The following is a 13745-nucleotide window of genomic DNA, read 5'->3' on the forward strand; positions in this document are numbered from 1 at the left end:
GGGTTGTCCGTATGGATCCGGACGTCTACGCGCGGGCGCTGGCGGGCGAGGCGATCGCCGACGGCGAGCCCACGGCCTGGTTCGAGCGGCTCTACAGCGCCGCGGCCGACGGGGTGGCCGTCGTCCCCTGGGACAAGGGGGTGCCGCACACGCTGCTGGCCGGGTGGGCGCAACGCGGGGGCGTACGGGGCGACGGCCGGCGCGCGCTGGTCGTGGGGGCGGGCCTCGGCCGTGACGCCGAGTTCCTGTCGGGCCTCGGCTTCGCGGTGACGGCGTTCGACATCTCGGCCAGCGCGATCCGCTCGGCTCGGGCACGCCACGCGGGCACCCGGGTCGACTACCGGCAGGCCGACCTGTTCGACCCGCCGGGGGAGTGGCACGCGGCGTTCGACCTGGTCGTGGAGAGCATGACGGTGCAGTCGCTGCCCGACCCGCCGCGTGCCTCGGCGATCCCACTCGTCGGCCGGTTCGTCGCGCCCGGCGGCACGCTCCTGGTGATCGCGACGGGCCGCGACCCGGAGACCGACTTCGCCGGGCCGCCGTGGCCGCTGACCCGCGCGGAGATCGACGCCTTCGCGGTCGACGACCTGGTCGTCGACCGGGTGGAGGACATCCGCGAGCCGGGCGCGACCCTCTTCGGCTGGCGCGCGGAGCTGCACCGCCCGCGCGGCTAGCGGCTACGCCGGGTCGTGCGCAGGAGGGCCGTCGCGTCGCCGACCTCGCCGAGGTGGCTCAGCTTGTCGGGGTTGACGACCGAGTGAATCGCCTGGATCCGGCCGTCCTCCGTGATGTCCAGGGCCATCACCGCGACCAGCCGGCCCTCCGGGTCGAACGCGAGCGCGCCCGGCTGGCCGTTGACGTCCGTCAGCTCCATCCGTACGCCCATCCGCGGCAGCAGCGCCAGCCCCGTCACCAGCATCCGGGCGACCCGCTCGCGGCCGTTGACCGCCCGGGCCAGCGCGGGTGCCTTGCCGCCGCCGTCGCCGTGCATCGCCACGTCGTGCGTGAGCATGGCCTCCAGCGCCGGGAAGTCGCCGTCGCCGACCGCGGCGAAGAAGCGCGCGGCCAACTCGTCGCGCTGCCGGCGGTCGGCGTGGTAGCGGGGCCGGCGTTCCCGGACGTGGGCGCGGGCCCGGGCGACGAGGTGCCGGGCACTGTCCACATCGGTGTCCAGGATGCCGGCCACCTCGTCGTACGGGTACTCGAACACCTCGCGCAGCAGGAAGGCCGCTCGCTGCCGGGGTGAGAGGCTCTCCAGCAGCACCAGGAACGCCAGCGACAGCGAGTCGGCGGTCTCCGCCAGGTCCGCGGGGGTCGGTCCGGTGAGCATGGGCTCCGGGAGCCACTCGCCGACGTACCGTTCCCGGCGGACCCGCGCCGAGCGGAGCTGGTCGATGGCGATCCGGGTGACCAGCGTGGCGATGTAGGCGCGTGGTGAGGTGATCGGCTCGTCGCGCTCCATCGTCTGGTGCATCCGCAGGAACGCCTCCTGCACCACGTCCTCGGCCTCGCTGACGCTGCCGAGCATCCGGTACGCGATCGCCACCGCCCGCGGCCGCAGCTCGCCGTACAGCTCCGATGTGGACACTAGGCCAGACCCTCCCGGAAGCCGGCGCGCCAGCTCGCGTACCGCGGCGCCCAGCCCAGCTCCCGCTTCGCCTTCCCGCTGGAGATGCCGGGTGCGCGGGTCATCATGTCCACCGGGAACTCACCGGCCAGCCGGCGGACGAGCCACGCGGGTACGCGCCGCGGGGGCTTGGCGCCCAGCACGGCGGCCAACTCGGTCAGCATCACCCGGAACGGGACTGGATCGTCGTCGGCCGCGTGGTAGATGCCCGGCGCGCCACGCTCGATCGCGGCGACGGTCGCCGACGCGGCGTCCGCGATGTGCACCATCGACGCCGTGCCGCCGCCGTCGCCGACGATCGGCAGCCGGCGCTTGCGGACCTGCTCGGTCATCATCGCGCCCGGCTCGGTGCTGAGGTCGGTGCCGGGGCCGTAGAACGCGCCGTAGCGCAGCACGATGCCGTCGGCCCAGCCGATGCCGGTCACCGCGCTCTCCAGATGGCGCAGCGCGGCCACCAGCGGCTCGGCGTCGGTCGGTGGCGTCGGCTCGAGCCGCACGTCCTCGTCGGCGACCGGCCCGGCGGCGCGCTCCATCCACAGCGCGTTGCTCTGGGCCACGAACCTGCGCACCCCGACGGCCCGCGCGGCGGCCAGCAGGTGGTCGGTGCCCTCGACCCGCAACCGGTTGGTCGATTCCATGGCCCGCGCCGGCCGCCGCAGGCTGGCGGGGTCGCTGAGCCCGGTGAGCTGGTGGACGACCACCTCGGGCTCGGCCCGCGCGACGGCGTCGGCCACGGCATCGGGATCCAGCGCGTCGACGACGACGGGGGTGGCCCCGAGGGCCCGCAGCGCCCCGGTCTTCTCCGGCGACCGGGTCGTGCCGACCACGTCGTGCCCCCGTGCCACGAGCTGGGGCACGAGCTGACCACCGATGGCGCCGGACGCACCGGCGACGAAGATCCTCATAACGCCTCCTCGGTTGGGCTCACCAACGGGAGACGAGCCGCCGCCGCTCCCCATGAACGGCAGTTACCCAGGTCACACCAGGCTACAAGATCAGCGGCGGAGTTCCCGTGCGTCGAGTCACACTCGGTGACGAAGTCGCCACAGGAGATCCGGTACGGCGATACCGTATTTCCATGCCGGCGGCGTTGTGCCCCGCCGGTGACCACGCCAGGAAGGCTCGACCATGTCCCACCCCTCACAGACGCTGGGTTCGGTGCACGGCCCGGTGCTTTTCGCCGACGACATCGGGTTCAGCGAGGAAGCGGCGGTCTTCAACACGACCGTCACCCACCACCCGTACGTGATCGTCGGTGCCACCCGTGCCGCTGACGTGCAGGCGGCCGTGCGCTTCGGCCGGGAGGGCGGCCGCTCCGTCGCGGTCCTCAACACCGGCCACGGCCCAGCACTGTCCGTTTCCGACGACGCCGTCCTGATCACCACCCGGCGGATGACCGGCGTACGCGTCGACGAGCGCGCCCGGACCGCGCGGGTCGAGGCCGGCGCCACCTGGGGGCAGGTCGTCGAGGCGGCGGCCAAGGTCGGGCTCGCGCCGCTCGCCGGCTCGTCGCCGCAGGTCGGCGTCGTGGGCTACACGCTCGGCGGCGGCGTGAGCGTCTCGCTCGGGCGCGCGTTCGGCTACGCGGCCGACCACGTCAAGGCGGTCGACCTGGTGACCGCCGACGGCGAGCTCCGGCACGTGACGCCCGGGTCCGACCCCGACCTGTTCTCCGCCGTGCTCGGTGGGAAGGGCAACTTCGGTGTCGTGACGGCACTGGAGTTCAGCCTGTTCCCGGTCGAGGAGCTGTACGCGGGGTTCCTGCAGTTCGCGGGCGAGCACGCACCGGCGGTGCTGGGCGCCTACCGGTCGCTGGCCGCGACCGCGCCCGACGAGCTGACCTCGTCCGTCGTCCTGCTCCGCGCGCCGGACCTGCCGTTCGTCCCGGAGACCATGCGCGGCAAGCTCACCGTCCTCGTCCGGCTCGCCTACCTGGGTCAGGTGCGCGACGGCGAGGCGCTGGTCGCGCCGCTGCGGGCCGCCGCGCCGGTGGTCGTCGACACGGTACGGCCGATGCCCGTCGCCGAGATCGCGACCATCAGCAACGACCCGAGCGATCCCAGCACCTCCGTCGAGCACTTCGCGATGCTGCACGAGCTGTCGCCGGCCGCGGAGAAGGCGATCCTCGAGGTCGCGGGCCCGGACGCGGCCGAGGGGCCGACGCTGGTCACCCTGACGCAGCTCGGTGGGGCGTTCGCCCGGCCACCCGCGACGCCCAACGCCGTGCGCCGCGACGTCGCCTTCGCCCTGCTCGCGCTGACCGTCGCCCCGGGCGGCGACCTGGCCGTCGACCGGGGCCTCGAGCTGACCCGCCGGCTGGCCTGGCTCGACGATCGCAAGCACCCGAGCTACCTGTCGCCGGCGGACGCGTCCGCCGGGCACGTGCGGCTGGCCTACGACCAGGAGACCTACGCCCGGCTCACGGCGGCGAAGTCCACCTGGGACCCGCGCAACATGTTCCGGTGGAACTACAACATCCCGCCCCGCGCATGACCGCCATGGGGATCAGCCGGCGGCGGGCGGGCGGCGCCCGGCGCGCCGCCGTCCTCGAGGCCGTGGGCGACGTGCTCGCCGACCGCGGCTACGAGAACACGCGGTTCGCCGACGTGTCGGCGGCCAGCGGCGTCGCGATCAGCACGCTGCAGAACTATTTCGGGTCCCGCGCGGACATGGTGATCGAGGCCATGGCGGTCTTCACCGACCGCGAGGTGGCCGCCCAGGCCGAGGTGGCGGCCGCCGAGGCCGACCCGTGGCGGCGGCTGGTCACGCTGGTCGACCGGAGCCTGGACAACAGCGTGCGCACCCGGCGGATCCTCGTCGAGTTCTGGCGGTCCGCGATGCGCGACCCCGACCTGCGTGGTTACGGCCAGGAGGTGTCGGCGCGCTACCGGGAGCCCTTCCTCGCCGCGGTGCGGGACGGCGTCCAGCGCGGCGAGTTCGCCCCGGTCCACGACGCGGAGGTCGTGACCAGCCTGCTGCTCTCGACCCTGAGCGGCCTGATCGTCTGGCGCGCGCAGCACGATCCCACGCCCGCACCCACCGAGTTCCGCGACGTCCTGCTGGCCCAGCTCGGGCTGATGCTGGGCGTGCACCGCACGACCGAACGGATCGAGGAGCGATGACCACCACCGTCGAGATCACCCGGTTCCGCGTGCCCGCGGCACGCGCCGACGCGCTGCTGGCCGCCCGGCCGGCCATGCTGCGCGACTTCGCGACCGACCGCACCGGCTTCCTCGGTGCCCGGCTGATCCGGGTGACCGACGACGAGTGGCTGGACATCGTCTACTGGCGCGCGCCGGGCGACTTCGCCGAGTCCCGGCAGAAGGGCGCCAACCGGCCCGGCATCGAGGCGTTCTTCGGATTGATCGGCGAGCTGGTCAGCTCCGAGGAGGGCACCACGACCGATCCGGTGGTGCCGTGATGCGGGCGGCCTGGTACGACCGGCAGGGTCCGGCGGACGAGGTGCTCCAGGTCGGCGAGCTGCCCGACCCGTCACCCGGCGCCGGCGAGGTCCGCGTCCGGGTGGCGGTTTCCGGCATCCACGTCGGCGACCTGGGCAAGCGGCAGGGCTGGTGGGGGTCGACGATGCCGTACCCCCGGGTCATCCCGCACGGTGACGGCGCCGGGGTGATCGACGCCGTCGGGTCGGGCGTCGACGAGGCCCGGGTCGGCGAGCGGGTCTGGGTCTACCTGGCCCAGTCGTACCGGCCCTTCGGCACGGCCGCCGAGTACACCGTGGTGCCGGCGGAGCACGCGGTGCCGCTGCCCGTCGAGGTGCCGTACGAGCAGGCGGCCGGTCTCGGCATCCCGGGCATCACCGCCCACCGGGCGATCTTCGCCGACGGCCCGGTGACGGGCCGGCGGGTGGTCGTCACGGGGGCGCTCGGCGCGGTCGGCCGGGCCGCGCTGGCGGTCGCCCGCCGCGGTGGGGCCACCGTGATCGGCACCGTCCGCGGCGCGGAGCACGTCGCGCAGGCGCTCGACGCGGGCGCGCACCACGCGCTCGACACCGCCGACGGTGACGTGGCCGCCCGGATCCTCGCGCTGACCGGCGGAGAGCCCGTCGACCGGGTCGCCGAGCTCGCCTTCGACGCCAACATGGACACCAACACCGAGATCCTGCGGTACGGCGGCGTGATCGCCACCTACGCCACCGGGAACGCCGAGCCGACCGTCCCGTACTGGTCGTTGGGGTTCAAGAACATCACCGTCCGGTTCCTCAGCAACGACGACTTCCCTGAGCCCGCCAACCAGGCGGCGGCGGCCGACCTGACCGCGGCGCTGGTGGCCGGCGACCTGCGCTACCCGATCGCGGCGCGGTTCCCGCTGGAGCAGATCGCCCGGGCGCAGGACCTGGCCGAGCACAGCGCGAGCCGCGGGCGGGTGGTCGTCGACGTCGACGCGACGATGACCTGACCCGGCGGGGCGCGGCTAGCGTTGGTCTCGCGCCCCGCGGCCCGCGAAAGCGGGCAACGAGACCAGAAAGGCGACGAGATGACGTACGTGATCGACCGGGCCGACCTGGGACGGCTGGCCGCGGAGGTCGCCGGCCCCGTGCTGGCGCCCGACGACAAGGGCTACGACGCCGAGACCGCGACCTGGAACGAGGCGCTGGTCGAGCACCCGGCCGTCGTGGTCGGTGCCACGTCCGCCGCCGACGTGCGGGCGGCGGTCCGGTTCGCCGCGGCGCAGCACCTGCCGGTCAGCGCGGTCGCCACCGGGCACGGCGCGCCGATGCCGGCCGACGGCGCGCTGATGATCAACCTCAAGCGGATGGACGGCGTCAGCGTCGACGCGGACGCGCGCACCGCCACCATGGGCGCCGCCATCAGGGCCGAGCAGCTCGTCAGCGCCGCGGCCGAGGCGGACCTGGCGTTCCTGGCCGGTTCTTCGCCCAACGTCGGCGTGGTCGGCTACACGCTGGGCGGCGGGCTCAGCTCCACGCTCGGGCGCAGCTACGGCTGGGCCGCCGACCACGTGCGGTCGGCCGAGATCGTCACGCCTGACGGCGAGCTCCGCCGGATCGACCCGGACCACGAGCCCGACCTGTTCTGGGCGGTCCGCGGCGGCAAGGGCAACTTCGGCGTGGTCACCTCGCTCACGATGGACCTGGAACCGCTGACCCGGCTGTACGGCGGCGGCATCTACTTCGGCGGCGAGCACGTCGAGGCGGTCCTCGACGCGTACCGGCGGTTGCTCGACGACGCCCCCGAGGAGCTGACGGTCTCTTTCGCGTTCCTGCGGCTGCCGGCGCTGCCGTCCGTGCCCGAGCCGTTGCGCGACCGGTTCTCCGTGCACGTCCGGATCGCCTACCTCGGCCCCGCCGCCGAGGGCGAGGCGATCATCGCGGACCTGCGGGCCGCCGCGCCCGCCCTCGTCGACTCGGTGGCCGAGATGCCGTTCACCGGCATCGCCGCGATCCATCAGGACCCCGTCGACCCGGTCCCGGCGTACGAGGTGTCGGCCCTGCTCGGCGATTTCCCCGCCGAGGCGGCCGCGGCGCTGATCGACGTCGCCGGTCCCGACGCCGACACCCCGTCGGTGATGACCGAGATCCGGCAGCTCGGCGGCGCGTTGGCCCGCGAGCCGGACGTGCCCAACGCGGTCGGCCACCGGGACGCGAGCTTCCAGCTCTTCGCGGGCACCTTCAGCGAGCCGGGCCGGGAGGAGGAGTTCCGCGCGCCGCTGGCGGCGCTCACCGACGCGCTGGCGCCGTGGGCGACGGGCGGCAAGCAGGCCAACTTCCTGACGGGCTACGACACCACAGTGGACGCTGTGGCGAAGGCCTACGAGCCGGACGTCTACCGGCGCCTGGTGGACGTCAAGGACGAGTACGACCCGGACAACATGTTCCGCATCAACCACAACATCGCGCCACGGCACTGACCTCCGGCCGTGAGAAGCCGACCATCGTGGGTAGATGCCGGGGCATGGATCTCAGCTACCTGCGGCCGATCTTCGCGCAACCCGGACCCTGGGCCTCGGTCTATCTCGATGCCTCACGCAGCGACGAGAGCGGTGGCCGCGAGGTCGACCTGCGCTGGCGGGCGCTCGCCGACCAGCTCGCGGAGCAGGGCGCGGACCAGCCGACGATCGACGTCATCGGTGACACGATCGCGAGCTACCCGACCCAGGAGGGCCGGTACGGGCTGGCCGCCTTCGCCCGCGCCGGGCGGGTCGCCCTGGTCGAGCCGATGAACGCCCCGCCCGCGGCGGACGAGGCCCGCTATACCGAGATCGCCCACGCCATGCCCCTCGTGGCGTTCCGTGGCGAGGACATCCCGTATGTCCGGGTCGTCGTCGACCGGGCCGGCGCGGATCTCGAGGGCCTCGCGGTGGCGACCACGCCGCGGCTGCGCGAGGTCGACCGGGAGGTGCGCGGGCGCGAGCAGTACCCGTTGCACAAGGCGCACATCGGCGGTGAGGACCGGATGGGCGACAACAACCGGGTCTCCGAGATCTGGAAGCGCAACGCCGGCGACGTCGCCGGGGCCACGGCCGAACTGGCCGAGGCGGTCGGTGCCGAGGTCGTGGTGGTGGGCGGCGACGTCCGTACCATCCCGATGTTCGTCGACAAGCTGCCGCGGCGCTGGCAGGAGCGGACGGTCCGGACCGACGCCGGGTCCCGCGCGGCCGGCGCCGACGAGGGCGCGCTGGACGACGTGACCATCCAGGCGATCGCGGACGTGGCCGACCGGCACACGCAGGAGGCGATCGACCGCTTCCAGGTGCAGCGGGCCGAGGACGTGGCGGCCAGCGGGCTGCCCGGCGTGGTTTCCGCCCTGCAGCGACGGCAGGTGGAGACGGTGCTGCTGGTCAACGACCTGTCCTCGACCGACACGCTGTTCGTCGGGCGCGACGACCCGTCGCTGGTCGCGGTCGACGCCGAGACGTTGCGGGCCGAAGGCGTCGAGGACCCGCTGCGGGTACGCGCGGACCAGGCACTGCTGCGGGCGATCACGGGTACGGACGCCGCGCTGGTGCTGGTCGGCCCGGACGAGGTGCCGCTGGAGCACGGGATCGGCGCGACGATGCGCTGGGCCGACCGGCCCGACGTGTGACTTATCGCACTAAGTCCGGTTCGTGACTAGCTGGTGGCGGTTTGCGGCTAGTTGCACGGGGTAGCCGACCGGGTGCGAGAGGTAACTACACGCACCTGGAGGAACAATGTCCAACCCACGCAGCTCACGGCCGGACGAACCGGTCCGTGACGGGGTCACGGACCGCAGCGGCACCTCCGGCAACGGGATGACCAGCGACGCGATGACCGGCCGGCATGCCGCGGACCCGATGGCGACCCAGGGCGGCCAGACACGGATGGAGTCGCAGGCCTACCCGGACGAGGGCCTGCCCGCCGCGGGCGCCGGCGCGTACGCGGGCCGACCCGATCCCCGCGAACGCGTTCAGCAGAGTGCCATCTCGGTGCCGAACGCGCTGCTGCTGATCGCCGGTGTCTGGCTGATCATCTCGCGCTTCGTCTTCGACTACCCGCTCGCGGGTTCGACCGCGGGCGGCGTGCTCAACGGCGTCGTCATCGGCATCGCGGTGGCGATCCTGGCGCTGGTGCGGATGTCCGCGTACCGGTCGAACCCGATGGTCGACGTGGTCGCCATGGTGGCCGGCGGCTGGATGATGGCGTCGCCGTGGGCGTTCGGGTACGCGCACTTCGGCTCGAACGGCCGTCCCGGCTGGAGCGACATCATCGTCGGTGGCTTCATCATCTTCTTCGGCCTGCTCGGCGCCGCGGGTCAGCTCGCGCGCCGGTCCAGGGCCGGGTCCCGGATGGGGATGAGCGGGATGATGCACCGCGGTGGCGGTGGTCGCCTGGCGACCCGCTAGCGGAGGGCTCGAAGGGCCGGGGGTCGACCCCCGGCCCTTCGCCTGCCCGCCTCAGCCTGCGCGCCTCAGCCTGCCCGCCTCAGCGCAGTCGCAGGCGACCGATCGGCACGGCGCCGGCGTCCAGCCACCGCTCGACACTGCCGGCGTAGGCCTTGACGAGCACGCCCTCGGTGCGGTGGGTCGCGATCAGCGCCGCGGCGGCGTCGGCGTCGTGGCCCCGCAGCCGCAGCGCCGCGTAGGTGATCAGCACCGATCGCCGGCGCCCCTGATGGCAGTGCACCAGGACACCGGAGCCCGGCTCCTCCGTGAGCACGTCCGCGACGTAGCGGGCGGCCGCCGACCAGAGCCGCGGATGCTGCGGCTGCCCGAAGTCCCACATGGGCGCGTGCACGACGCGGGCGGGCCCGAACACGGCCCGCTCGGCCGCGAGATCCTGCGACAGCCACGTCTGGCTGGTGGCGCGGCAGTTGATCACGTGGGTGACGCCCGCGTCCCGCAGCAGCGGCAGGGTGCGCCCGGTCGGCAGGCTCCCGACCGCGATGTGCTCCTCGCCGATCCAGCTGAGCCAGGAGTTGCGGGGGTTGGGCTTGTAGAACCGCGTGCTGTGCCGGTGGTACCAGCTACGCCAGTTGTCCACGATGGAGCCGTCGCCGGCCGCGGCGCTGTCGAGGAACCCCATGCGCCAATGATCCCAGATCAACTAACCGGCCCTGGGAGGTTCGTCCGTCGATGTCCGGTCCGCGGCCAGCTCGTCGCCGAGCGGGGTGCGGCGGTAGAGGACCGAGCGGCCCGCACGCGTGCGTTCGACGAGGCGGGAGTGCAGGAGCACGGCCAGGTGGTCGCCGACGCCTCCGACCGACATGCGCAGGGCCGTCGCGAGCTGGCTGGTGCTGGCGGGGTCGGCCAGGGACGTGAGCAGCAGCGCGCGGGAGCGGCCGAGCAGTGCCGCGAGCTGGTCCGGTGCCTCGGGCCGGCCGCGTTCGAGCAGGGTGCCGACACCGCGGGCCGGGTAGACGATCGCCTTGGGCCACGGGTCGTCGGCGAAGACACCGACCTCCGGCCAGACGAACACCGAGGGCACCAGCAGCAGGCCGGCGCCGCCCAGCGCGACCGTGGGCCCGTCGTCGTCGACCAGGTCGATGCCGCCGTCGCGCCAGCGGACCCCGGGATGGAGCCCGGCCAGGGCGGCCGCCCAGCCACCCGAGCCCAGCAGCCCGGCGCGGTGTGTCACGTCGCGCTCGCACAGCTGCCGCAGCTCCGGCCAGTCCTGCGCGAGCAGCGCGTCCCAGGCACCGGCGAACGCGGCGGCGATCTGGTCGAGGACGTCCGGCGCGGTCAGCACCGCCCGGGCGGCCGGTGTCGCGTCGAGGCGCCGGCGCAGGTAGAAGTCGATCTCGGCCCGCACGGCGTCGGCCGGGGCGGCGCGCAGCGCGGCGAGGTCGTCCTCGATCGTCTGGCCGAGCCGGGCCGGCGGCGGCACCAGGAACGTCGCGCCCGACCGGGGCAACTGCAGGGTGAGGACCGCCTGCATCGCCGCCGTGGTGCGCAGCGGTGCGAACCGCGGGCGCAGCCGGGTCAGCCAGGACCCGGGCACGCCCCTGCGGCTGGGATCCGCCAGGGCCCGCAGCAGCCGTTCCAGTTCCAGGACGGGGGAGTACGCGAACCGCGTGCGCAACAGGTCCTCGGTGCCCACCGCGAACCGCGTCATCGCCCGACCTTACGTCCCCCGGCGAAACAGTGTGCCGGCGAACGACGCTGCCGCAGGCTCGGCGCCATGACCGCGACGCAGCGCCCGGCCACGTACCGCGAGGTGTTCGCGGAGCCGTCCTTCCGCGCCCTCTTCGCGGCCCAGTCCCTGGCGGTCGGCGCCGTCTCCCTGCAGATCTACGCGCTGTCCGTCCTGGTCTACGCGGCCACCGGCTCGCCGTTGCTCAGCGCCGTCGCGTTCGGCGCGGGCTTCCTGCCCCAGTTCGTCGGCGGCCTGCTGTTGGGCTCGCTCCCGGACCGGCTGCCGCCGCGACCGCTGATCGTGGCCGGCTATCTCGTGGAGATGACCCTCGCCGGCGTGCTCGCGCTCGCCGACCTCCCGGTCGCGACCAGCCTCGCCCTCGTCGCCCTGGTCGCCGTCGGCACCCCCGTGTTCGCCGGGTCGGCCCTGCGCGTCATCGCCGACCGGCTGACCGGCGACGCGTACGTCCTCGGCCGTTCCGTCTCCACCATGTCCTCCTCCGCCGCGCAGTTGCTCGGGCTGGCCGCTGGCGGCGTCGCCGTCGCCGCGCTCGGCCCGCGCAACGCCCTGCTCGTCGCGGCGGCCGGCCACCTGCTCGCCGCCGTCACCGTCCGATTCGGACTGCCCGCCGAGGCCGTGACCGGTGCCAGGCGCGGCTCCGCGGTCCGCGACAGCCTGACCGGCGCCCGCGGCCTGCTCACCGATCGTGTCCTGCGCCGGCTGCTGCTGGCCCAGTGGCTGCCGCTGTGCTTCGTCGTCGGCGCCGAGGCCCTGCTCGTCTCGTACGCGGCGAGCCGCGGCTTCGCGAGCGGGGCGGGCGCGCTGCTGATGGCCGCCCCGCCCGCGGGCATGTTGCTCGGCAACGCCGTGGCCGGCCGTCTCCTGCGCCCCGCGGTACGCGAACGGCACACGGGCACCCTGCTGTTCCTGCTCGGCGCCCCACTGCTCGGCCTGGCCGCCACACCTCCGCTGGTGGTGACCGCGGGGCTGCTGGTGCTCTCCGGCGCCGGTTTCGCCTACGAGGTGGGCCTCCAACGCCGCTTCCTCGCCGCGGCCCCGGACGACCGCCGCGGCCAGGTCTTCGCGCTGCTCGCCACGGGCGTGATGGTGTTCCAGGGCACGGGCCCGCTGCTCGTCGGCGCCGCGGCGCAGGTGACCACCCCCGCGGTGGCCATCGCCGCCGCCGGACTGGCCACCCTGCTGGTCGCGCCGTTCCTGCGGCGCATCGACCGACCGCGGCGTCGGGGCGGAAGCGGGGTGCGGGCTGGATAGGCTGCCGCCGTGGGGCTGTTCGGGCGGGACTTCGAGTGCGCCGCGCTCGACAGGCTGCTCGCGGAGGCACGGTCCGGGCGCAGCGCGGCGCTGGTGCTGCGCGGTGAGCCGGGTGTCGGCAAGACCGCCCTGCTGCGGTACGCGCGAGGCGCGGCACCCACGGCGCACGGTGTCAGCGGTGTCGAGCACGAGGCCGACTTCCCGTACGCCGCCCTGCACCGGTTGCTGCTCCCGCTGTTGGCGCGCCGGGACCACCTGCCCGACCGGCAGCGGGCGGCCCTGGAGGTCGCCTGCGGTCTCGCCGACGGCCCCCCGGCCGACCTGTTCCTGGTGAGCCTCGCGTCGCTGACCCTGCTGGCCGGCAGCGGCGCCCCCGCACTGCTCGTCGTCGACGACGCCCAGTGGCTCGACCAGGAGTCACTGCGGGCATTGGCGTTCGTCGGCCGCCGGCTCCACGCGGAAGGCCTCGTGCTGTTGTTCGGTCTGCGGACCGGTCCCGCCGACGCCGGCGTCCTCGCGGGCCTGCCGGTGCTGGACGTTCGCGGGCTGCCCGCGGAGCCGGCCGTGGACCTGCTCACCGAAATCGTCGGCGGGCCGGTCGATCCCGACCTGGCGCGCCGGATCGCCGAGGCGACGGGCGGCAACCCGCTCGCCCTCACCGACCTCGCCCGCGAGCTGACCACGGCCCAGCTCCACGGGTCGGCGCCGCTGACCGAACCGGTCCCGATCGGCAGCCGCCTGGAGACGCACTACTCGGCCCGGGTCCGGGCGTATCCCGCGCCCACCCGGACCTGGCTGCTGCTGGCGGCCGCGAACGGGGGTAGCACGGACACGACCGTGGCCGCCGCCGCCCGACTCGGCCTCACCGCCGCGGCCGCCGCGCCGGCAGAGGCCGACCGGCTCGTCACCGGGTCGCCGCCGGTCGAGTACCGGCACCCCCTGGTCCGGTCGGCCGTCTACGGCAGCGCGGCACCGGCCGACCGGCGGGCCGTGCACGCCGCGCTGGCCGCCGTGACCGACGCCGGGATCGACGCGGACCGTCGGGCCTGGCACCTCGCGGCCGCCGCGACCGGCCCGGACGAGTCGGTGGCCGGCGAGCTGGAGCGCGGCGCGGGCCGCGCCGGCGCGCGGGGCGGCCACGCCGCCCGGGCCGCCTTCCTCGCCAAGGCCGCGGAACTGTCCCACGACCCACACCGGCGGGCGGCCCGGCTGGTCCGGGCGGCCGAGGCCGCCCACGCGGCCGGCGCCGCGGGTCGGGCGCTGCACCTGCTGGAGCAG

Annotated in this window: 14 protein-coding genes; 10 read left to right on the top strand and 4 right to left on the bottom strand. The window is 74.6% G+C overall.

The annotated features are described in order from the left end of the window. Window positions 1–674 (top strand): class I SAM-dependent methyltransferase (locus Asi02nite_RS39485; protein WP_308440200.1); only part of this gene is annotated, 674 nt, incomplete at its 5' end. Here the strand turns inward: Asi02nite_RS39485 and Asi02nite_RS39490 are convergent. Both Asi02nite_RS39490 and Asi02nite_RS39495 read right to left on the bottom strand, forming a co-directional pair. Then, window positions 671–1588, bottom strand: coding sequence for an RNA polymerase sigma-70 factor (locus Asi02nite_RS39490; RefSeq protein WP_203719175.1), 918 nt, complete (start codon window positions 1586–1588; stop codon window positions 671–673). The genes Asi02nite_RS39485 and Asi02nite_RS39490 overlap by 4 nt on opposite strands. Further along, window positions 1588–2532 carry an NAD-dependent epimerase/dehydratase family protein gene (locus Asi02nite_RS39495; protein WP_203719176.1) on the bottom strand — a complete coding sequence of 315 codons (945 nt, stop codon included), beginning with the start codon at window positions 2530–2532 and terminating at the stop codon, window positions 1588–1590. Before Asi02nite_RS39495 ends, Asi02nite_RS39490 begins: the two co-directional genes overlap by 1 nt. 223 nt (window positions 2533–2755) lie before the next feature. Between Asi02nite_RS39495 and Asi02nite_RS39500 the strand changes: the two genes are divergently transcribed. From Asi02nite_RS39500 to Asi02nite_RS39530, 7 genes are all read left to right on the top strand, one after another. Next, entirely contained in the window at window positions 2756–4120 is a 1365-nt protein-coding gene (locus Asi02nite_RS39500; protein ID WP_203719188.1) for an FAD-binding oxidoreductase, read from the top strand. After that, window positions 4117–4749 (top strand): TetR/AcrR family transcriptional regulator, encoded by a 633-nt coding sequence (locus Asi02nite_RS39505; RefSeq protein ID WP_203719177.1) that lies wholly within the window; start codon window positions 4117–4119, stop codon window positions 4747–4749. The genes Asi02nite_RS39500 and Asi02nite_RS39505 overlap by 4 nt, the downstream gene beginning before the upstream one ends. After that, complete coding sequence (locus Asi02nite_RS39510) at window positions 4746–5048, top strand: hypothetical protein (protein WP_203719178.1); 303 nt, start codon at window positions 4746–4748, stop codon at window positions 5046–5048. The genes Asi02nite_RS39505 and Asi02nite_RS39510 overlap by 4 nt, the downstream gene beginning before the upstream one ends. Beyond that, window positions 5048–6043: an NADPH:quinone reductase gene (locus Asi02nite_RS39515; protein ID WP_239127659.1), complete on the top strand. Its 996-nt coding sequence runs from the start codon at window positions 5048–5050 to the stop codon at window positions 6041–6043. Before Asi02nite_RS39510 ends, Asi02nite_RS39515 begins: the two co-directional genes overlap by 1 nt. A gap of 78 nt (window positions 6044–6121) precedes the next feature. Beyond that, window positions 6122–7513 carry an FAD-binding oxidoreductase gene (locus Asi02nite_RS39520; RefSeq protein WP_203719180.1) on the top strand — a complete coding sequence of 464 codons (1392 nt, stop codon included), beginning with the start codon at window positions 6122–6124 and terminating at the stop codon, window positions 7511–7513. Window positions 7514–7557: 44 nt separating this feature from the next. Then, entirely contained in the window at window positions 7558–8688 is a 1131-nt protein-coding gene (locus Asi02nite_RS39525) for a baeRF2 domain-containing protein (protein WP_203719181.1), read from the top strand. 106 nt (window positions 8689–8794) lie between these two features. Continuing rightward, complete coding sequence (locus tag Asi02nite_RS39530) at window positions 8795–9466, top strand: SPW repeat protein (RefSeq protein WP_203719182.1); 672 nt, start codon at window positions 8795–8797, stop codon at window positions 9464–9466. Window positions 9467–9545: 79 nt separating this feature from the next. Here Asi02nite_RS39530 and Asi02nite_RS39535 read toward each other — a convergent pair whose 3' ends face one another. Both Asi02nite_RS39535 and Asi02nite_RS39540 read right to left on the bottom strand, forming a co-directional pair. Further along, complete coding sequence (locus Asi02nite_RS39535; RefSeq protein WP_203719183.1) at window positions 9546–10145, bottom strand: protein-tyrosine phosphatase family protein; 600 nt, start codon at window positions 10143–10145, stop codon at window positions 9546–9548. Between the two features lie 21 nt (window positions 10146–10166). Then, complete coding sequence (locus Asi02nite_RS39540; RefSeq protein ID WP_203719184.1) at window positions 10167–11174, bottom strand: ArsR/SmtB family transcription factor; 1008 nt, start codon at window positions 11172–11174, stop codon at window positions 10167–10169. A gap of 66 nt (window positions 11175–11240) precedes the next feature. Between Asi02nite_RS39540 and Asi02nite_RS39545 the strand changes: the two genes are divergently transcribed. Then, window positions 11241–12467 carry an MFS transporter gene (locus Asi02nite_RS39545; RefSeq protein WP_203719185.1) on the top strand — a complete coding sequence of 409 codons (1227 nt, stop codon included), beginning with the start codon at window positions 11241–11243 and terminating at the stop codon, window positions 12465–12467. A gap of 9 nt (window positions 12468–12476) precedes the next feature. Continuing rightward, a partial coding sequence (locus Asi02nite_RS39550) for an AAA family ATPase (protein WP_203719186.1) occupies window positions 12477–13745 on the top strand: 1269 nt, incomplete at its 3' end.

The organism is Asanoa siamensis (assembly GCF_016862555.1).
Taxonomy (GTDB): Bacteria; Actinomycetota; Actinomycetes; order Mycobacteriales; family Micromonosporaceae; genus Asanoa; species Asanoa siamensis.